A 19,895-nucleotide genomic window follows, 5' to 3' on the forward strand; every position below is an offset into this window, starting at 1 on the left:
GGGGCCTGACGTCCGTTCTCCTGCCCGTCGCCGAATGCCGCCGGCGTAAGCCCTTTGGTCGCCGGCCCCCGGACACCGTTTCTTCGCCGTGGCCCGTTCCACCCCCGCGGGCCGTCCGCCCCGCGCAATCCCGGCCGCCCGCCCCGCCGCCTGCTGACAGGCCCGGCGGGCGGTCTCCCGGCCTCCGGTAACCGGGCTGACCAGACCACGGATTTCGCCGGTCGTGAACCCCGTCATGAACGATTGGCGGCTCTTTGAGACGGCACGTAGGATGTTGACGCAGGGGTTTCGGACATGGTTCCACGTCATGTGCGGGCGGCGGTCACATCCAAGGCCGGTTCTCCCGAGGCGTCCCGGAGGTGTCCGGTGGCGGTGTCCGATGACAAGGTGATCCCACGTTCGGACACATGGATCCACCCCTGCTGGAGCGGCGAATTGGAGTCGCTTCCCCGAGTCCCCTAAACATCGTTCGCTTGCGGCGTATCGGGAACACGCCACCCCCGAACGGTAGTTGGATAGAGGGTGAACGCCCTGCTCTCGGGGAACGTCTCTGCTATAGAGCGTGTCAGCGGCAGTGGGCACGGTTCGCCGAGCCAGGGCTAGCATGCGGGATGACGGGACCGGACTAAACCGGCCTGACTGACCGCTCTGTGAGGAGCGACGAGATGTTCGAGAGGTTCACCGACCGAGCGAGGCGGGTTGTCGTCCTGGCGCAAGAAGAGGCCAGGATGCTCAACCACAACTACATCGGCACTGAGCACATTCTTCTTGGTTTGATCCACGAAGGAGAGGGCGTAGCCGCCAAGGCTCTGGAGAGCCTCGGCATCAGCCTTGAAGGAGTGCGCCAGCAGGTCGAGGAGATCATCGGCCAGGGCCAGTCGGCTCCGTCGGGGCACATTCCGTTCACCCCGCGGGCCAAGAAGGTTCTTGAGCTGTCGCTCCGTGAGGCTTTGCAGCTGGGTCACAACTACATCGGCACCGAGCACATCCTGCTCGGGCTCATCCGTGAGGGTGAAGGTGTGGCGGCTCAGGTGCTGGTCAAGCTTGGAGCTGATCTCAACCGTGTCAGGCAGCAGGTCATCCAGTTGCTCCACGGCTACCAGGGCAAGGAGCCGGCCGCCGCGGGCGGCCCTCAGGAGTCGGCCCCGTCGACGTCCCTGGTGCTCGACCAGTTCGGCCGCAACCTGACCCAGGCCGCCCGCGAGGGCAAGCTGGATCCGGTCATCGGCCGCGAGAAGGAGATCGAGCGGGTTATGCAGGTCCTCTCCCGGAGGACCAAGAACAACCCCGTTCTCATCGGCGAGCCCGGCGTCGGCAAGACCGCCGTCGTCGAGGGCCTGTCGCAGAAGATCGTCAGGGGCGAGGTGCCCGAGACGCTGAAGGACAAGCAGCTCTACACGCTTGACCTCGGCGCCCTGGTCGCCGGCTCCCGCTACCGCGGCGACTTCGAAGAGCGTCTGAAGAAGGTGCTCAAGGAGATCCGCACGCGTGGCGACATCATCCTGTTCATCGACGAGCTGCACACGCTCGTGGGTGCGGGTGCCGCCGAGGGCGCGATCGACGCCGCCAGCATCCTCAAGCCGATGCTGGCCCGCGGCGAGCTGCAGACCATCGGTGCCACGACCCTCGACGAGTACCGCAAGTACCTCGAGAAGGACGCGGCGCTGGAGCGGCGCTTCCAGCCGATCCAGGTGGCCGAGCCCTCGCTCAGCCACACGATCGAGATTCTCAAGGGTCTGCGCGACCGCTACGAGGCGCACCACCGGGTGTCCATCACCGACGGCGCGCTGGTGGCCGCCGCGCAGCTGGCCGACCGCTACATCAGCGACCGCTACCTTCCCGACAAGGCGATCGACCTTATCGACGAGGCCGGTTCGCGGATGCGCATCCGCCGGATGACCGCTCCGCCGGACCTGCGCGAGTTCGACGAGAAGATCGCCAACGTCCGGCGCGACAAGGAGTCCGCGATCGACGCGCAGGACTTCGAGAAGGCCGCGGCCCTGCGCGACCAGGAGAAGCAGCTCCAGCTCAAGCGCGAGCGGCGCGAGAAGGAGTGGAAGGCCGGCGACATGGACGTCGTCGCCGAGGTCACCGAGGAGCTCATCGCCGAGGTCCTCGCCACGGCCACCGGCATCCCGGTCTTCAAGCTGACCGAGGAGGAGTCGCAGCGCCTGCTCCGCATGGAGGACGAGCTCCACAAGCGGATCATCGGCCAGGACGACGCCATCAAGGGCCTGTCGCGGTCCATCCGGCGCACCCGCGCCGGCCTGAAGGACCCGCGGCGTCCCGGCGGCTCGTTCATCTTCGCCGGCCCGTCCGGCGTCGGTAAGACCGAGCTGTCCAAGGCTCTGGCGGAGTTCCTGTTCGGCGACGAGGACGCGCTGATCAGCCTGGACATGTCGGAGTTCATGGAGAAGCACACCGTCTCGCGGCTGTTCGGCTCCCCGCCCGGCTACGTCGGGTACGAGGAGGGCGGCCAGCTCACCGAGAAGGTGCGGCGCAAGCCGTTCTCCGTGGTCCTGTTCGACGAGATCGAGAAGGCCCACCCCGACATCTTCAACTCGCTGCTGCAGATCCTGGAGGACGGTCGCCTGACCGACGCCCAGGGCCGCGTGGTGGACTTCAAGAACACGGTCATCATCATGACCACCAACCTCGGCACCCGCGACATCTCCAAGGGCATCGGGGTCGGGTTCGCCAAGTCCAACGACACCGAGTCCAACTACGAGCGGATGAAGGCGAAGGTCCAGGAGGAGCTCAAGCAGCACTTCCGGCCGGAGTTCCTCAACCGTGTCGACGACATCGTGGTCTTCCACCAGCTGACGCCGGTCGAGATCATCCAGATCGTGGATCTGATGCTCTCGCAGGTCGAGGCTCGCCTGAAGGACCGCGACATGGGGCTCGAGGTCTCGCCCGAGGCCAAGCAGCTGCTGGCCGACCGTGGCTACGACCCGGTCATGGGCGCCCGTCCGCTGCGGCGCACCATCCAGCGCGAGCTGGAGGACTCGCTGTCGGAGAAGATCCTGTACGGCGAGCTCCGTCCGGGGCAGGTCATCAAGGTGACCATCGAGGGCGAGGGCGACAACGCGAAGTTCATCTTCGTCGGTGAGAACGCGTCGTCCCAGGTGCCCGACTCGGCCGCCGCGATCGCCGGCTCGATCCAGCACTGACGCCGCCCGCAAGGGCGCACCGAAGCCCCCGTGTGACCAGCTCACACGGGGGCTTCCCTGTTTTCACACGTCCACGGCCCCTTTTCGCACGTCTACGGCCCGCCCGTCCAGGGCTCGGCGTGTCGAGGGTCCGCGCGTCTGCGGCTCACGTATCCGCGGCCCGCGTCCAGGGCTCGGTGTGTCGAGGGTCCCGCGCGTCTGCGGCTCACGTATCCGCGTTCCGCGCATCCCATGACCGCGCGTCCGGGCCCGGCCTCCCTCAGGCCCACGTGTCCGCGGCCCACGCGTCCGCGGCCTTTACCCGCGTCCTGCTCGTCAGGTGGCCGCTGCAGATTCTCCGGTGTGACCGCTCAGGCAACCCGGCTCCCAGCAGCGGCGTGGGACGGCTCAGAAGGTCGTTGCGGAATTGTTGGCCGGGAAAGTGTGCCTGCGACGGCGAGTAGTACTACTCTGTGTAGAGCATCGCCAAGTCTTCCCCAAGTAAGCCGCAAGATCGTTTACCTAGGGTGGGACTGCTCCCTGGGGAGTACGAGGCAGTCAACCCAGGGCGGACGCGTGCGTCACCCGGAGCGGGCATGCTCGGCAGGGTCCCACGCGATCCCTGACCGGGTGATGCCAACGATCAATGCGAAAGCCGTGGAGGAAACCGATGCGCCTGCGTCACGACGACGGAACGCTCGTACACCTCGCCTACAACGCGGGCGTCCACCCCGCCGAGGACCTCGAGAACCTGATCGCCCACCTCACCCGCTACGCGGTGCCGGTGCGCAAGCGGCTGGGTGTCGAGCGGATGGGCATCGGTCTGTGGCTCTCGCCGAGCGTGGCCGACCACCTCACGGCCGACCGCATCGAGCTCGTACGGCTGCGCCGCTCCCTGGAGGAGCGCGGCCTGGAGGTCGTGAGCCTGAACGGCACGGGCGGGCGCAACCAGGAGGTCCCCGGCCCCGACTGGGCCAAGCCCGAGCGCTACCGCTACACGATGGCCCTGGCCAAGATCCTGGCGTTCCTGCTGCCCGACGACGTCAGGTTCGGCAGCATCTCCACCATCCCCATCGGCTGGCGCCGCGACTGGCCGGCCGACCTCCACTCCATCGCCACGCGCCGCCTGGAGCGGCTGGCCCGCGAGCTGCGCGGCATCTACAGCGTCACCGGCAAGACGATCCGCGTCGGCTTCGAGCCGTGGCCCGGCTGCGTCCTGGAGACCACCGAGCAGGCGCTGGAGCGGGTGTGCGGCATCGACTCCGAGCACCTGGGGGTGTGCCTCGACGCCTGCCACCTGGCCTGCGGCTCCGAGGAGGCCGGCGCGGCGCTGCGGGGCCTGGCCGCCGCCGGCGCGCCGGTGGTCAAGCTCGGCCACGTCCACAACCACACGGGCGAGACGCCCAGCACGGGCGCGGTGCTGCACGACACGCTCACGGCCATGCTGTCCGGCGCGGTCAGCGGCAGCGCGCACATCGAGGTGGAGACCCACAACCTCGCGGTCCCCGGCCGCGCCAAGGGGCCGGGCGCCCTGGTGTCCATGCTGGCGCAGGAGCTCGACTGGGCCCGCTCCAACCTCACCGGCCTCGGGCTCCAGCTCGCCGCCTGAGAGGCTGAAGGGGCCGGCCGGGTCGTCCGATCGGCCCGGCCAGGTCGCTCACCTGAGAGCGGGGGCGTCGAGCCGCCTGAGGGGCTTACCGGGTCCAGGGGGCCGAACCAGCCGGGGATGTCGACTGGTCATGACGGCGTTGGGGCCGCACGCGCCTGGATGAAGCAGTCGGGGACGCGTGCGGGTAAGGCGTGGTGGTCAGGGTCCGTGAGGTGGCGCGTGGTCAGGAGTGCGGGAGGCGGTAGGTGCCGTCGTCCAGAGCTTCGGCGAGGCCGTCGGCGACCAGGCCGTCCAGGGCGCGCTCCCGCTGCACCGCGTCGTCCCACACCACGTCCAGCGCCTCCTTGGGCACCGGGCCGTGCGCCGCGCGCAGCACCGCGAGCAGACGGCCACGGCACTGCCGGTCGGTGCCCGCGTACGTCTGCCCCTTGCGGGCCGGTCCCTCGTGCGGCGGCTTGCCGGCCAGCCGCCAGGCGCAGGCGTGCGTGACGGGGCAGTCGGCGCAGCGCGGCGCGCGGGCCGTGCACACCAGCGCCCCCAGCTCCATGACCGCCACCCCCCAGCGGGCGGCCCCCAGCTCGGGCAGCAGGGCCTCGGCCAGCCGCCGCTCGGCCGCCGACGTGGCGACCGGCGGGTACTCCTCGCCCCGCACCGCTCGGGCGAACACCCGGCGCACGTTCGTGTCCAGCACCGCGTGCCGGCCTCCGTACGCGAAGCTCGCGACGGCCGCCGCCGTGTACTCGCCGATGCCCGGCAGCGCCAGCAGCGTGGCGTGGTCGGAGGGCACCTCGCCGCCGTGCTCCTCGGCGATGGCCCGGGCGCAGGCGTGCAGCCGCAGGGCGCGGCGCGGGTAGCCGAGCCGGCCCCAGTGACGCACGGCCTCGCCCGGCTGCTCGGCGGCCAGCGCCTTGGGGGTGGGCCAGCGCTCCATCCACTCCTGCCATACGGGAAGCACGCGTACGACGGGCGTCTGCTGGAGCATGATCTCGCTCACCAGCACGCCCCACGGGGTGGCGTCGGCGGCGCGCCACGGGAGATCCCGGGCGTTGGACTCGTACCACTCCAGAATGGGTACGTGCAGGAGGTTCGGCTCAACCACGCGCCCCAGCGTATGCCGAGACCGAAGGCATCGGCGTGTCGTCACGCTAAGTAGCCGTACCATTACCATGCTGTGAGTATGGACCCGGATACGATGCGTGGCGACGGCGACGGCGGTGGCGGTGACGTCTACTGGCGGCGGCGGATGAGCGTGCTCATCGCGGTGCTGGTGGTCGTGGCCGTGGTGGCGTGGGCGTGCTCCAGCGGCTCCGACGGGCCGCAGCGCTCCTCCAGCGCCGAGTCCTCCACGAGCGAGTCGCCCTCCGCCGACCCCTTGCTGGCAGGCCTGCGCACCCTCGCCCTCGGCACGGCCACCCCGACGCCCCAGCCGAGTCCCAGCAGGGCCGCCACCCCGGCCGTGGCCGACGCCAGGCCGGCCCGTGAGGGACAGCCGTGCGCCGAGGGCGACCTGGTGCTGAGCCTGCAGGGCAAGCAGGATGTCTACACCGGCGGCGCGTGGCCCAACTTCCTGGTCACGCTGGTCAACACCGGGCCCGTCATGTGCCGGGCCGACGTGGGGCCGCGGGCGCTGGAGATCCGCATCACCTCGGGCGAGGACCGCATCTGGTCCACGGCCGACTGCGTGAGCGGGCCCGCCGCCGAGCTGCGCGAGCTGGAGCGTGGCATCCCGTACGTCCGCACGCTCGACTGGGACCGGCGCCGCTCCAGCGACGACTGCCGCACGACGCCGGCCACGGCTCTGCCGGGCACGTACGTGGCGGTGGCGCGCATGGGCAAGCTGAGGAGCCCCAAGGGGGTCTTCCACCTCAGGTGACGAGAGCGGCCCGACCCCTCCACGGCGTCGGACGACGCCAGGCGTCGAAGGCCCACGACCGTGACTCGTTCCTCACGTGGGGCGGTCGCTGGAGCGGGCGAGGGCCGCCAGGCCATGCCCCTCGCGCGGCGATGAGCGCGTTCATCCGCCGCGGACGCCGTGCGGCACATCCCCGCCACCACCCCCGCGCTTCCGCGCCCGCACATCCGTCATCGCCCGCCGCCACGACGAAGGACAGGGGGGCGCATGGGGCGTTCGGTGGCCGGCAGTCTCAGGGAGGCGCGGGCGGCCTCGGTGTGCGCGACCCCCGTGCCGCCATCAGGCGTGGACGGCTGAGAGGGCAGGAAGAGGAGGACGCAGCAGTCGGAGGTGCCGAAGGCGGGTCAGACGTAGCGTTCGAGGATGGAGGACTCGGCCAGGCGTGACAGGCCCTCGCGGACGCTGCGGGCACGCGACTCGCCCACCCCGCCGACCGCCTGCAGGTCGTCGATGCTGGCCGCGAGCAGCTTCTGCAGCCCGCCGAAGTGGTTGACCAGGCGGTCCACCACCGTGGCCGGCAGCCGGGGCACCTTGGCCAGCAGGCGGAAGCCGCGCGGGCTGACCGGCGTGTCGAGGGTCTCGCCGCCGTCGTGGCCGAGGACGCGGGACACGACCGTCAGGTCGAGCAGGGCGCTGCCGGACAGTTCGTCGAGGTCGTGCATGGCCTCCGACAGGCGCCGGGCGCGCCGGCCGGAGGGCGCCGGGAGGTAGTCGCGCACCACCAGCTCCCGCTCGGAGTCGACGCCCGCCACCAGCTCGTCGAGCTGGAGGGAGAGCAGCCGGCCGTCGGTGCCGAGCTCGACCACGTAGCCCTTGATCTCGTCGGAGATGCGCCGCACCATCTCCAGCCGCTGGGCGACGGCCGCCACGTCGCGCACGGTCACCAGGTCCTCGATCTCCAGGGCCGACAGCGTGCCGGACACCTCGTCGAGGCGGTGCTTGTAGCGCTCAAGGGTGGCCAGGGCCTGGTTGGCCTTGGACAGGATGGCCGCCGACTCCTCCAGGACGTAGCGGATGCCGTCGAGGTAGAGGGCGATGATCCGCATCGACTTGCTGATCGCGATGATCGGCAGGCCGGTCTGCCGGGCGACGCGCTGGGCGGTGCGGTGGCGGGTGCCGGACTCGTCGGTGGGGATGGCCGGGTCGGGGACGAGGTGGACCGCGGCGCGTACGATCTTCTGGTCGTCGCTGACCACGATCGCGCCGTCCATCTTGGCCAGCTCGCGCAGCCGGGTGGCCGAGAAGTCGACGTCGAGCTCGAAGCCGCCGCTGCAGAGCTGCTCGACCTCGCTGTTGTAGCCGAGCACGAGGAGCCCGCCGGTCTGTCCGCGCAGGATCCGCTCCAGGCCGTCGCGCAGCGGTGTGCCCGGGGCCACCGCGGCCAGGGCTTCGCGACGGCGGTCGTCCAGACTCCTGTCGTTTGGCACCAGACCCCCGTGTCGAAATAGTCAAGCCCAGCTTAGCGGCGCTATGTGACGTGTGTGAGAGCGTCCCAGACGTTCTCCGCCTCCACCACCTCGAATCCGGGGGCGAACGTGACCGGCCCGACGGGCACCAGAGAGCGCTGCCCGTCGCGCCTGCGACCGCCTTCCTCGAGCGAGCCGGCGGGCACCAGCCCCCGGCGGAAGCCCAGCCTGGCGGCCTCGCTGAGCCGCCGCCGCACGTCCTTGACCGGCCGCAGCTCGCCCGCGAGACCCACCTCGCCCATGGCGACGAGCCCGGCCGGGAGCGGTTTGTCGCCGGCGGCGCTGGCCACGGCCAGCATCACGGACAGGTCGACCGCCGGGTCGGCCAGCTTGATGCCGCCCACGGTCGCGGTGAACACGTCGCAGCCGCCGAGCTTGGCGTTGAGCCGCCGCTCCAGCACGGCCAGGATCATCTGCACGCGGTAGGTGTCGAGACCGGAGGAGGTGCGCCGGGGCTGCTGCGCCTCGGTGCGGGCTACCAGGGCCTGGACCTCGGCCGGGAGCGGCCGGGTGCCTTCGACGGTCACGGTCACGCAGGTGCCGGGCACCGGCCTGCTGCGCCGGGAGACGAACAGCCCGCTCGGGTCGGTGATGCCCTCGATGCCGCGCTCGTGCAGGTCGAAGCAGCCGACCTCGTCGGTGGGGCCGAACCGGTTCTTGATGGCGCGGACCATGCGCAGCCGGGAGTGGCGGTCGCCCTCGAAGTTGAGCACGACGTCGACGAGGTGCTCCAGGGTGCGGGGGCCGGCGATGGAGCCCTCCTTGGTGACGTGGCCCACGAGGACGGTCGCCATGTTGCGCTCCTTGGCCAGGCGCACGAGGTTGGCGGCGACCTCGCGGACCTGGGTGACCCCGCCGGGCACGCCCGTGGCCTGGGCCGAGCCGATCGTCTGCACGGAGTCGACCACGAGCAGCCGGGGCTGGACCTTCTCGACGTGGGCCACCAGGGCCGACAGCTCGGTCTCGGCGGCGAGGTAGAGGGTGTCGCGGATGGCGCCGATGCGGTCGCCGCGCAGGCGGACCTGCGCGGCCGACTCCTCGCCGGTGACGTAGAGGACGGTGTCACGCTCGGCCATGCGGGCCGCGGCCTCCAGCAGCAGCGTGGACTTGCCGATGCCGGGCTCGCCGGCCAGCAGGACGACCGCGCCGGGCACCAGGCCGCCGCCGAGGACCCGGTCGAGCTCGCTCACCCCGGTGGTGCGGGCGATCGCCACCTCGGCCTTGACGTTGCCGATCGGCAGGGCGGGGCCGGTGGTGGCGCCGGCCTGGACGACGTTGACGCCGGCGCGGGCGCCTTCCTCGTCGACCGTGCCCCACGCCTGGCACTCGCCGCACCGGCCCACCCATTTGGGGGTACGCCAGCCGCACTCGGCGCAGCGGTAACCGGGTTTGGGGGCAGTCTTGGCCATGTCGAGCAGGCTAGCGGCCCCGACCGACAATCGCGGTGAGGCCGGAGGTCGCCTCCGGTGTCACGCCAGGCCGAGGTCGGAGACCAGCATGCGCTTGGGCTTGGCGCCGATGATCTGGCGCACCGGCTCCCCGTTCTCGAACAGCAGCAGCGTGGGCAGGCTGAGCACGCCGTACCGCGTCATGATCTCGGGGTTCTCGTCGGTGTTGAGCTTGCCGATGGCGAGGCCGTACTCGTTCTCGATCTCCTGGAGCACCGGCGCGACCATGCGGCAGGGCCCGCACCACTCGGCCCAGAAGTCGACGAGCACGGGCTTGTCGGCGCGCAGGACCTGCTCGTCGAAGTTCGCGGTGGTGAGCGTGATCATTTCTCTCCTAGGGTGAGACCTCGGGTGGCGCCCAGGGCGGATCCCCGGGTGACGCAGCCGGAGCAGGACTCGCCGAGCTGGGCCGCGACCTCGGCGCGGCGGGCGAGCAGGTTCCGGATCTCGTCGTCGATCTCGGCCAGCTTGCGCCGGTAGACCTCGGCCGACTCGCGGCACGCCCCGCCCGTCGCGTGGCCGGCCCGCAGGCAGGCCACGAACGGCCGGGTGTCCTCGAGGGTGAACCCCACCGACAGCAGCGTGCGGATCTCCGCCACGAGGCGGACGTCGTCCTCGGCGTACTCGCGGTAGCCGTTGGCGCCCCGTCGTGAGGTGATCAGCCCGTGCTGCTCGTAGTAGCGGAGCGAGCGGGTGCTCGCCCCTGTACGTCCGGCCAGCTCTCCGATGCGCATGGCCCCACCGTAAACGTTGACGCCAATGTCAAGGTCAAGGGGTCAGAACAGGCGCCAGCGCAGCACGTTGGGGTAGTCCAGCTCCAGGCCGGGCGTCTCCGCGATGGCCTGCCGGGCCACGTCCGGCGTGAACTCGATGCGCAGCACGGCCTCCAGGTCGGCCCGCCGCTCGAACACCATCCGCAGGTCGAGCTCCCGCCGCTGCCAGCCGTGCCGCGTCCAGAACGCCTCGACCTCGCGCGCCGAGTACGTGGGCACCGTGTGCGAGAACCAGCGGCCGAACGCCCCGCGGCCCGCGTCGAGGTCGATGACGAAGGCCGCGCCGCCGCGCCGCACGACCCGGGACAGCTCGCGCAGGCCCGGCTCGCTGCCGGGACCGAAGAAGTACGCCCAGCGCGCGACGGCGACGTCCACCGACATGTCGGGCAGCGGGAGGTCCTGCGCGGCGGCGGCGTGGACCTCCACGTTGGGCAGCCCGGCGCAGCGGCGGCGGGCCAGCGTCACCAGGTCGCCGTGCGGCTCGACCCCGATCACCCGCGCCGCGGCGGCCGACAGGCCCGGCAGGTGGTAGCCGGTGCCGCAGCCGATGTCGAGCACGGTGGCGCCGTCCCACGGCCGGATCGCCCGCATGGCCGCCTCGGCCGCGCCGTCGGGGTCGACGGCGCGGTTCTCCAGCTCGTACAGCTGCGGGGTGTTCCAGATGTTGGGGCTCGGGATGGCTCCTTTTGCGATCCGGGGCATGACCCAACCGTAGGGGGCGCGCCGCAGAGCCCCGTCACCGGCTTAGGCTGGCAAGGTGGCTGACGTCATCCGCGTGCCCAATGCGAAGATCGCATTGTCCACCGCCTCGGTATATCCGGAACGCACCCCTGACGCGTTCGAGCTCGCCGCTCGCCTGGGCTACGACGGTGTCGAGATCATGGTCGGCGCCGACCCCGTGAGCCAGGACATCGACGTGATCGAGCGCCTGTCGGACCACTACCAGGTGCCCGTCCTGGCCATCCACGCCCCCTGCCTGCTCGTCACGCAGCGCGTCTGGGGGCGCGACCCGTGGGCCAAGCTGGTGAGGGCCCGTGAGGCGGCCGAGCGGCTCGGCGCGTCCGCGGTCGTGGTCCACCCGCCGTTCCGCTGGCAGCGCGAGTACGCCCGCGACTTCGAGACCGGGATCGCGCGCATGCACGACGAGACCGACGTGATCTTCGCGGTGGAGAACATGTTCCCGCTGCGCGCGAGGAACAACGACGTCGTACCGTACTCACCCGACTGGAATCCGATCGACTACGACTTCCCCCACGTCACGCTGGACCTGTCGCACACGGCCGTGTCGGGCTCCGACGCCATGGAGATGGCCACCAAGCTCGGTGACCGCCTGGCGCACCTGCACCTGGCCGACGGCGTGGGCGTGACGAACAAGGACGAGCACCTGGTGCCCGGGCGCGGCACCCAGCCGTGCGCGCCGATCCTGGAGCGCCTGGCGGGCTCCGGCTACGACGGGCTGGTGGTGCTGGAGATCAACACGCGCAAGGCGGCCAGCCGTACGGAGCGGATCGACGACCTCGCCGAGGCGCTCGCGTTCGCCCGTCTGCACCTCGCGGCGTCCGCATGACGGTCAAGAGGGGGCCCGGGCGCAGGCCGGGGGCGGCCGACACCAGGGGGGAGATCCTGGCGGCGGCCCGGCGGGTGTTCGCCGAGAAGGGGTTCGACAAGGCGACCGTCCGGGGCATCGCCCGGGAGGCGCAGGTCGATCCGGCGCTCGTGCACCACTATTTCGACACCAAGGAGGGCATGTTCGCGGCGGCGATGCGGCTGCCGCTGACGCCCGAGCAGGTCGTGCCGGCCCTGCTCGACGGCCCGCGCGAGGAGATCGGGGAGCGGCTGGTCCGGCTGATCCTCACGGTGACCGCCACGCCGGAGACGCGCGAGCCGATGATCGCCCTCATCCGTTCGGCGATGACGCACGACTACGCGGCCTCGATGTTCCGGGAGTTCGTCTCGAACGCGCTGCTGTTCAAGGTGGCCGACACGATGGGGGTGCCGCACCTGCGGATCGAGGCGGCCTTCGCCCAGATGTTCGGGGTGCTGATAGCCCGGTACGTGCTCAAGTTGGAGCCGATGGCCGGGGCCGACCCGGAGGAGCTGGTGGAGTTGCTGGCGCCCACGCTCCAGCGCTACTTCACGCCGTAGAGCGCCATAGAGCATTGTTCTGTAACGGCCTGTGGCCATAGGGTGGGTCGCGTTACCCCCATTATGTTACCGATGGGTAGGATTCTGGGGATACCTGGTCGTTGCGTGGCGGACCGGCGCTCGTACGCTGGCAGCCAACGTCGTCTGTGGGAGGGCCCGTGCTCTGGGTAGCCATCATCGGACTCGTCATGACCGTCCTGGCGGTGGCCGTGGCGGGCCGTCGGGCGCAGTTCCTCTACAAGCTCGCCACCGTCGGGCCGCCCGCGCCCGAACGCCTGGAGTACGCCAGGACGCACGCCGGCGAGGAGGTCAAGGCGCAGCTCGTCGAGGTGTTCGGCCAGAAGAAGCTGCTGAAGTGGACTCCGTCCGGTGTCGCCCACTTCTTCGTCATGTGGGCGTTCTTCATCCTGCTGACCGTCTACATCGAGGCGTACGGCGCGATCGTGCAGGGCGCGATCACCGGTCGTCCCGACTTCCACATCCCGCTCGTCGGGCAGTGGGCCGTGCTGGGCTTCCTGCAGGACTTCATCGCGGTCGCGTGTCTGCTGGGCCTCGTGGCGTTCGCGGCCATCCGGATCAAGAACTCGCCCAAGACGCTGGGCCGCGGCTCGCGCTTCTCCGGCTCGCACCTGAGCGGCGCCTGGCTCGTCCTGTTCATGATCTTCAACATCATCTGGACGTTGTTCCTGGCCCGCGGCGCGTCGGCGGCCAACGGCAACTTCCCCTACTCCTCGGGCGCGTTCGTCTCGCTCGCCCTCGGCGAGGCGCTGCCGCACAGCTCGCTGCTGGAGGAGATCGCGCTGCTGCTGCACATCGGCTTCATGCTGGTGTTCCTGGTGATCGTGGTCAACTCCAAGCACCTGCACATCTTCACCGCGCCGCTGAACGTGCTGTTCTCCCGCCGTCCCGACGGCCTCGGCGGGGCGCCCGAACTGCGCATCGACGGCAAGCCGGTGGACTTCGAGGACGAGGACCTCGACGCGGAGCGGCTCGGCCGCGGCAAGATCGGCGACACCACGTGGAAGGGCTTCCTCGACTTCTACTCCTGCACCGAGTGCGGGCGATGCCAGTCGCAGTGCCCGGCGTGGAACACCGACAAGCCGCTGTCGCCCAAGATGCTCATCCTCGACCAGCGCGACCACGCCTTCAAGGTGGCCCCGTACCTGCTGGCCGGGGCCGACACCAGCCACGCCGACACCGACGTGCTGGCGCTGCTGGAGAAGCCGCTGGTCGGCGAGGACGGCGTGATCCACCCCGACGTGCTGTGGTCGTGCACCAACTGCGGCGCCTGCGTGGAGCAGTGCCCGGTGGACATCGAGCACATCGACCACATCCTCGACATGCGCCGCTACCAGGTGATGGTCGAGTCGTCGTTCCCGTCCGAGGCGGGGGTGATGGTCAAGAACCTGGAGAACAAGGGCAACCCGTGGGGCATGTCCGAGATGAAGCGGGCCGACTGGATCGAGGAGCTCGACTTCGAGGTCGAGTTGATCGACGAGAAGATGCCCGAGGACACCGAGTACCTCTTCTGGGTCGGGTGCGCCGGAGCCCTGGAGGACCGGGCCAAGAAGACCACGAAGGCGGTCGCGGAGCTGCTGCACATCGCGGGCGTCAAGTTCGCCGTGCTCGGCCCCATGGAGGCGTGCACCGGTGACCCGGCCCGCCGCCTGGGCATGGAGTACCTGTTCAACATGCTCGCGCAGCAGAACATCGAGACCCTCAACGAGGCCGGCGTCAAGAAGATCGTCGCCACCTGCCCGCACTGCTTCAACACGCTCGCGAACGAGTACCCGCAGCTCGGCGGTACGTACGAGGTCGTGCACCACACCCAGCTGCTGGCCAAGCTGGTCGACGAGGGCAAGCTGACCCCGATCACCCCGATCGAGGAGAAGATCACCTACCACGACCCGTGCTTCCTCGGCCGCCACAACAAGGTCTACTCCCAGCCGCGCGACATCATGTCCAAGGTGCCCGGCGTGCAGACCCAGGAGATGCACCGACACAAGGACCGCGGCTTCTGCTGCGGCGCCGGCGGCGCGCGCATGTGGATGGAGGAGCGCATCGGCAAGCGCATCAACACCGAGCGCGTGGACGAGGCGCTGACCACCGATCCCGACACCGTCTCCACCGCGTGCCCGTTCTGCATGGTGATGCTCGGCGACGCGATCAACGAGAAGAAGAACAACGGTGAGGCCAAGGAGTCGCTGGAGGTCGTGGACGTCGCCCAGCTCCTGATCAAATCCGTGAAAACCCCTACCTGACCCGGGAAGTCGGAACTCCTCCACAGGCAAAGTGGAGGAGTTCCGCATGTCAGGGCAGGCACCCGCAAGAAATCCGCCATCCACATAACGGGAAAATCACGGTAACCTCAACGTCGCATGGCTTCATTCGACGGGGAGGGGGCTCGCGATGCGCGTCGTGGTCACAGACGCGGAAGTCACGCTCGCCGATGTGCTCTCCCTCCGGCTGGCCATGGAGGAGCCCCTGAGTGACGGCACGGAGCTCGTGCTCAGGCACCGGGCGACGGGGGTCGAACGCGACGTGCTGCTCGGCACCCCGGGGGCCCGAGCGGGCGAGGCCACGCTGGCCGTCTCGCTGGCTCCGCTCATGCTGACGGCCGGGCGCTGGGACGCCTACCTGCGGCGCGACGGCAAGCGCGTGCGGCTGCGCAGCGTCGATCCGGGCTTCTCCCTCGACCACCTCGACGCGTACGCGCTGTGCAAGCGCACCCTCGCCTACCGCTCCTACCGCACCCGCAACGGCTACCTCGCGCTGAAGATCGCTGACGCCGAGCCGGTCGCGGAGGTGCGCTCGATCTGGTTCAGGGAGGGCCGCATGGAGGTGATGGGCCTGCTGGCCTTCACCGGCCTCGAGGACGACGACGCCCGCCACGAGGCCAGGCTCGCCCTGCACCGCAGGAAGTCCGGCGACCTCATGCGGCGCACCTGGGCGACCGTGCAGGGCGTGCGCTTCCACGCCGCGTTCTCCCTGGTGGACGTGCTCGCGGCCGACCCCGACCAGGCCGGCACCTGGGAGGCGGCGCTGGAGGTCGAGGGCGTGGCCACGCCGCTGAAGCTCGGCTCGCGGCTCGACGACGTCGACGGCAAGCGCCGCCGCCTGCACTACCCGTCGGCCCGGATCGACGGGGTGCCCATCCGGCCCTGCTACACGGCCGACGACGAGCTGCGGATCGAGGTGGGCGGGTGAAGATCACCCTGCTGCTCTCCTCCGCGTACGGCATGCGCGGCGACGTGCGCTCCACACTCAACCTCGCCACCGCGCTGTCCGAGCGGCACGACGTCGAGGTGATCAGCGTCAGGCGGCACAAGGACCGGCCGTTCTTCCCCGTCGGGCCGGACGTGACCATGCGCTCGATCATCGACGCGAGGCCCGGGAGCCGGCGCCTGCTGCCGCGCGGCCAGGTGCGCGCGGAGGTCGCCCTGTGGCGGCTGCTGCGCAACCTCAAGTCCGACGTGCTCATCACCACCAGACCGGCGCTGGGCGTCCAGGCCGCCCGGCACGCCCCGCGCGACCTGCTCAAGATCGCCCGCGAGTGGGGGCGCCCGGCGGTGCCCGCGCCGGTCAAGCGCTTCTACCCCCGGCTGCAGGCGGTCGCCACCGCCACCGACGCGGCCGCCGAGGAGTGGACCAGGCTCCTCGACGAGTCGCCGGCCATCCACACGGTGCCCGACGCGTTGCCGGCCGGTCTGTGGCCGCGCTCGCGGATGGACAACCGCATCGTCGCCGCCGGCGGGCGGTGGATCCCGGTCAAGGGGTACGACCGGCTGATCAGGGCGTTCGCCACCGTGGCCGACAAGCGGCCCGACTGGCGGCTGCGGCTGTACGGCGGCGGCTCCGAGGAGCGGCGGCTGCGCGCGCTGGTGCGCGACCTCGACCTGCACAACCACGTCTACTTCATGGGCATGACCCCCGACCTGGCGGGGGAGTTCGCCAAGGCGTCGATCGTGGTCAACACCTCGCGCAACGGCGACCTCGGCATGACCGTGCTGGAGGCCATGGGGTGCGGGGTTCCCGTGGTGGCCTTCGAGGGCTCGCGGGGGCCCACGGAGTTCGTGGCCACGGGCTACAACGGGGTGCTGGTGCCGGAGGGCGACGGCGACGTCGAGCTGGAGATGTTCGCGACGGCGCTGCTCGCGCTCATCGACGACGAGCGAAGACGGCGGTCGCTGGCCGCCGGGGCGCTCGACACCGCGCTGCGCCACTCGGCCGCCGAGGTCGGCATGCAGTGGGACAAGCTGATCGCGGACCTCAGATGACACATCCCGGATGCGGATATCGTGGTGACCATGCACGGCTACACCGGTGACAAGCAGGCCTATCTGACGCGGCTCCGGCGCATCGAGGGGCAGATCAGGGGCCTGCAGCGGATGGTGGACGACGACGCGTACTGCATCGACGTGCTCACCCAGGTCTCGGCGGCGACGCGCGCGCTGCAGGCGGTCGCGCTGGGCCTTCTTGAGGACCACCTCGCGCACTGCGTGGCCGAGGCCATCAACAGCGGCGGTCCGGAGGCCGAGGCGAAGGTCAAGGAGGCGTCGGCGGCGATCGCGCGCCTCGTCCGTTCGTAGTCGTCCGTTCGTAGGAGGGTGGCCGGCGAACTGACTAGTCATGTCGTGGGAGGTGAGCCACCCTCCACACCACCGTCCCGGACCCCTCAGGAGTCCGGGACCAGGTCATGGTGATCGTTCTTCAGCGACTCGCTGAAGTCCGCAATCCGAGCGCGTCGTCGAGCTCGTCCAAGGTCAGCCGCCGCTCGCTGATGGCAACAGCGGTAAGTACCTCGGCGTAGAGCGCAATCTCGTCCAACGCGACACGGTCGTGGACCCGAGAGTCCAGGTCGTCGTGCCCCACCGCGTCGTCCTTCCTTCCGCAGCCCACACCCTCTACGAGGTTACGGCTGGGGCCCTTCGGGCGACATGGCCCATCGGAGTCATTCCTTTGCGCGCCGCCGGGGCCCCACGGGGGTCATTTCCCCAAACAGAGATCACAATTCAGCTAAATAGCGGCACTTGGGGTCTTGGAACGTTATAGGGGAGGCGAGAGTGAAATAACGGTATTAGTGGGTTAGGAGGGAAGATCGTCTCGCTCGTGGACGATCCTGCGCACCAGCGCGGCCTGCCCCGCGAACCCCCGTCCCGGCACCCTCGCCCCCGACACGGCCTGCCACGCCAGCCCGGCGGCGTACGCGGCGCCCAGCACGGCCGCCGCGGTGGCCCGGTCGGGCGGCTCGATCTCGAAGCCGGACGTGACGCGCTGCCGGCGCGGACCGGCACCACGCGGCATCCGCGACAGCATCCGCCTCGCCACCGCCGCCTTCAGACGTCCTGACCGGGTCCCTTCGCCGCCGGTGGCGTCGGGCACGCTCCGGCCGCCCACGATCTGAGGGAGCCGCCCACTCACGCTCCACCCTCGGCCGGCCCCGCCCGGCCCGGCGTTCCGGAGATCGGTGTCGCTCTTGCCGGTGTCCCGCGCATTGGCGTCCCGTGCATCGGTGTTCCCGGCACCGGTGTTCTCTCCCCGGCCGGTGTCCCCGGCACCGGGGCTTCCTCCTGGGCCGGTGTCCCGCGCACCGGTGTCCGGCGCACCGATGTCTTCGCCCGGGCCGATGTTTTCGCTCGGGCCGGTGTTTCCGCCTTGGGTGGTGTTTCCTGTCCGGCCGGTGCTTCCTGTCTGGGGAGCGTCGGAGCGCCCGCGCTCGCCGGAGCGGCGGAAGAGGCCGGACCCGCCGCGCTCACCGGTCCGCCAGGCGTCGCGATCGTCCGCGCCGGGGCGGTCCGGCCGGCCCGACCGGTCGAAGGCGCCCGGCCCTTTACGCCCGAGCTCGCCCACGCGATCCGGCGCGCCCGTGTGAGGCCTGGAGGAGCCCGCGTCGTTTCCGGGCGAGCCTGCGTGCCCCGGCGCACCCGGGTGAGGCCCGGGGAAGCCTGCGTGTCGTTCGGGGGAGCCCGTGTGAGGCCCAGGCGAGCCCATGTGGTGCACAGAGCCGCCCGTGTGGCGTTCCTCGGCGCGCACGCCGGGAAGACCGGGAGCCGCCGCGGGGCCGCCAGGGGCCCACGCGCCGGTGCTGTCGGCGTCGTCCGCCGGTGTCCAGGCGCCTGTGGCGTCGGCCGGGGACCACGAGCCGGTGGGGCCGTCCGGGGACCACGCGCCGGTGGCGTTCGGTGGGCGCGGCGGGGCCCAGGCGCCTGTGGGCGCGCCCAGGCGCCCCGGAGGGCCCGGAAGGGGCTGGGACGGCCCCAGGACCTCGAAGCCGTCAGGATTCGTCGTCTCAGCCGCCGACGTGCCCGTCAGGCCCGCACCGGCCAGCTCCGCGTACGCGTGCCGCAGCCGGTGGTCCAGCCGCCCCGGCAGCAGCCCGCGCGTGTCGGACAGGTCGGCCAGCAGCGTGGCGGCGGCCCGCGCCGGGTCGCTGGTGAAGGACAGAGCCTCCACCAGGTCGTACACCGTGTGCGCGAAGTGCGTCTCCGGGTCGGTCTCGGGCAGGAGGGCCCGCGCCAGCCGGGCGGGGCAGCGTTCGAGCCACGCCTGCCGTACGGACTCGTCGTCGCGCCGCGTGGCCCGCTCGTCGAGCCCGGGCCGCGACAGCGCCGGCTCGACCATCGTGAGCAGCGCCAGCGCGCGCGGCCGGAAGCGCGTGTCGGACAGCAGGATGTGCGCCGTGTCGGCCATGATCGCCGTCAGTCGGAGCGCCTCGCGGGAGCGGCCCGCCCGTTGCCGCTCGGCGACGAGCCGGACGAGGTCCAGCAGCGGCGGCGCGGGCAGCCAGCGCACCCACTCGTCACCCGGCAGAGGCCGGCGGAGGTACTCGCCGAAGATGGTCAGCAGCCGCTCGTTGCCGTCGAAGGCCGGCGCGTACGCGCACCACATCACGACCCCCCAGACGGCCGCGACCGTGCTCGGCACGTCAGCGGCGAAGATCTCGCCGAACGCCGTCAGCGGGAAGTCGAGCTCCGAGCGGCGCCCCGCGGCCCGTACGAGCACCCGGACCTGCTCCGTCAGGTGGTCGGGCACGTCCGGACCGACGAACGCCTGCGTCGAGCCCGGCTCGGCGGCGAAGTCCGGCCCCCGGGGGATCACCCGGGCGGGCAGCACCGCGGCGGCGTGCTCGGCGGGCCGCACCCGCGCTCCTCGCGGCGGCGGGGCCGGATGCCAGCGGCCGTCGGCCGGATCGTGCAGGTGCCAGCGCGCGTGCGCCCCGAAGAGCCACCGGTCGCCGTCGGGCGTCACCAGCGTCCGCGACGCGATCGCCTGGGCGCGTACGGGTACGGGAAGGTCCTGCCAGCGCGGGTCCGCGACCATCGCGCGGACGTCCGCTTCGGTGGCGGCGAACGCATCCCAGGGGCGCACGGCGGCCATCGTACTTGCCGCTTGG

17 protein-coding genes are annotated in these 19,895 nt (G+C 71.0%); 9 read left to right on the top strand and 8 right to left on the bottom strand.

Annotated features, from left to right (window positions below; all coding sequences use genetic code 11):
• Window positions 1-665 precede the first annotated feature (665 nt).
• Together AB0H81_RS03550 and AB0H81_RS03555 are read left to right on the top strand one after the other, a co-directional pair.
• Window positions 666-3,170: an ATP-dependent Clp protease ATP-binding subunit gene (locus AB0H81_RS03550; protein WP_358368645.1), complete on the top strand. Its 2,505-nt coding sequence runs from the start codon at window positions 666-668 to the stop codon at window positions 3,168-3,170.
• Between the two features lie 649 nt (window positions 3,171-3,819).
• On the top strand, window positions 3,820-4,758 hold the full coding sequence (locus AB0H81_RS03555; RefSeq protein WP_358368648.1) for a TIM barrel protein: 939 nt from the start codon (window positions 3,820-3,822) through the stop codon (window positions 4,756-4,758).
• A 223-nt stretch (window positions 4,759-4,981) separates the two neighbouring features.
• Here the strand turns inward: AB0H81_RS03555 and AB0H81_RS03560 are convergent, their stop codons facing one another.
• Entirely contained in the window at window positions 4,982-5,857 is an 876-nt protein-coding gene (locus AB0H81_RS03560) for an A/G-specific adenine glycosylase (RefSeq protein WP_358368651.1), read from the bottom strand.
• 78 nt (window positions 5,858-5,935) lie between these two features.
• On the opposite strand from AB0H81_RS03560, the gene AB0H81_RS03565 reads away from it, so the two are divergent.
• Window positions 5,936-6,631: a hypothetical protein gene (locus AB0H81_RS03565; RefSeq protein ID WP_358368653.1), complete on the top strand. Its 696-nt coding sequence runs from the start codon at window positions 5,936-5,938 to the stop codon at window positions 6,629-6,631.
• Window positions 6,632-7,014: 383 nt separating this feature from the next.
• Here AB0H81_RS03565 and disA read toward each other — a convergent pair whose 3' ends face one another.
• From disA to AB0H81_RS03590, 5 genes are read right to left on the bottom strand one after another with little or no spacing between them, the layout of a single operon-like run.
• A complete protein-coding gene (disA, locus tag AB0H81_RS03570; protein ID WP_358368656.1) occupies window positions 7,015-8,097 on the bottom strand; it encodes a DNA integrity scanning diadenylate cyclase DisA in 1,083 nt (360 codons plus the stop codon).
• 41 nt (window positions 8,098-8,138) lie between these two features.
• Window positions 8,139-9,545, bottom strand: a complete 1,407-nt coding sequence (gene radA / locus AB0H81_RS03575; protein WP_358368659.1) for a DNA repair protein RadA — start codon at window positions 9,543-9,545, stop codon at window positions 8,139-8,141.
• A 60-nt stretch (window positions 9,546-9,605) separates the two neighbouring features.
• Complete coding sequence (gene trxA, locus AB0H81_RS03580) at window positions 9,606-9,911, bottom strand: thioredoxin (protein ID WP_358368660.1); 306 nt, start codon at window positions 9,909-9,911, stop codon at window positions 9,606-9,608.
• Window positions 9,908-10,318, bottom strand: a complete 411-nt coding sequence (locus AB0H81_RS03585; protein ID WP_358368663.1) for a MerR family transcriptional regulator — start codon at window positions 10,316-10,318, stop codon at window positions 9,908-9,910. Before AB0H81_RS03585 ends, trxA begins: the two co-directional genes overlap by 4 nt.
• Before the next feature lie 42 nt (window positions 10,319-10,360).
• On the bottom strand, window positions 10,361-11,059 hold the full coding sequence (locus tag AB0H81_RS03590; RefSeq protein WP_358368666.1) for a class I SAM-dependent methyltransferase: 699 nt from the start codon (window positions 11,057-11,059) through the stop codon (window positions 10,361-10,363).
• Between the two features lie 55 nt (window positions 11,060-11,114).
• On the opposite strand from AB0H81_RS03590, the gene AB0H81_RS03595 reads away from it, so the two are divergent.
• The 6 genes from AB0H81_RS03595 to AB0H81_RS03620 all read left to right on the top strand — a co-directional run bounded on the left by AB0H81_RS03595 (window position 11,115) and on the right by AB0H81_RS03620 (window position 17,091).
• Window positions 11,115-11,924 carry a sugar phosphate isomerase/epimerase gene (locus AB0H81_RS03595; RefSeq protein ID WP_358368669.1) on the top strand — a complete coding sequence of 270 codons (810 nt, stop codon included), beginning with the start codon at window positions 11,115-11,117 and terminating at the stop codon, window positions 11,922-11,924.
• Complete coding sequence (locus AB0H81_RS03600; protein ID WP_358368672.1) at window positions 11,921-12,502, top strand: TetR family transcriptional regulator; 582 nt, start codon at window positions 11,921-11,923, stop codon at window positions 12,500-12,502. Before AB0H81_RS03595 ends, AB0H81_RS03600 begins: the two co-directional genes overlap by 4 nt.
• Window positions 12,503-12,660: 158 nt before the next feature.
• On the top strand, window positions 12,661-14,763 hold the full coding sequence (locus AB0H81_RS03605; RefSeq protein ID WP_358368674.1) for a (Fe-S)-binding protein: 2,103 nt from the start codon (window positions 12,661-12,663) through the stop codon (window positions 14,761-14,763).
• Window positions 14,764-14,911: 148 nt separating this feature from the next.
• The gene (locus AB0H81_RS03610; protein WP_358368677.1) at window positions 14,912-15,709 is read left to right on the top strand and encodes a hypothetical protein; all 798 of its coding nucleotides are present in this window, start codon (window positions 14,912-14,914) and stop codon (window positions 15,707-15,709) included.
• The gene (locus tag AB0H81_RS03615; protein WP_358368679.1) at window positions 15,706-16,779 is read left to right on the top strand and encodes a glycosyltransferase; all 1,074 of its coding nucleotides are present in this window, start codon (window positions 15,706-15,708) and stop codon (window positions 16,777-16,779) included. Before AB0H81_RS03610 ends, AB0H81_RS03615 begins: the two co-directional genes overlap by 4 nt.
• Window positions 16,780-16,809: 30 nt before the next feature.
• A complete protein-coding gene (locus AB0H81_RS03620) occupies window positions 16,810-17,091 on the top strand; it encodes a metal-sensitive transcriptional regulator (RefSeq protein WP_358368681.1) in 282 nt (93 codons plus the stop codon).
• Window positions 17,092-17,212: 121 nt separating this feature from the next.
• Here the strand turns inward: AB0H81_RS03620 and AB0H81_RS03625 are convergent, their stop codons facing one another.
• Entirely contained in the window at window positions 17,213-17,374 is a 162-nt protein-coding gene (locus AB0H81_RS03625; protein WP_175589978.1) for a hypothetical protein, read from the bottom strand.
• 213 nt (window positions 17,375-17,587) lie between these two features.
• Entirely contained in the window at window positions 17,588-19,870 is a 2,283-nt protein-coding gene (locus AB0H81_RS03630; RefSeq protein ID WP_358368684.1) for a hypothetical protein, read from the bottom strand.
• Window positions 19,871-19,895: the final 25 nt, after the last annotated feature.

It is taken from the genome of Nonomuraea sp. NPDC050691, from assembly GCF_040654455.1.
Taxonomy (GTDB): domain Bacteria; phylum Actinomycetota; class Actinomycetes; order Streptosporangiales; family Streptosporangiaceae; genus Nonomuraea.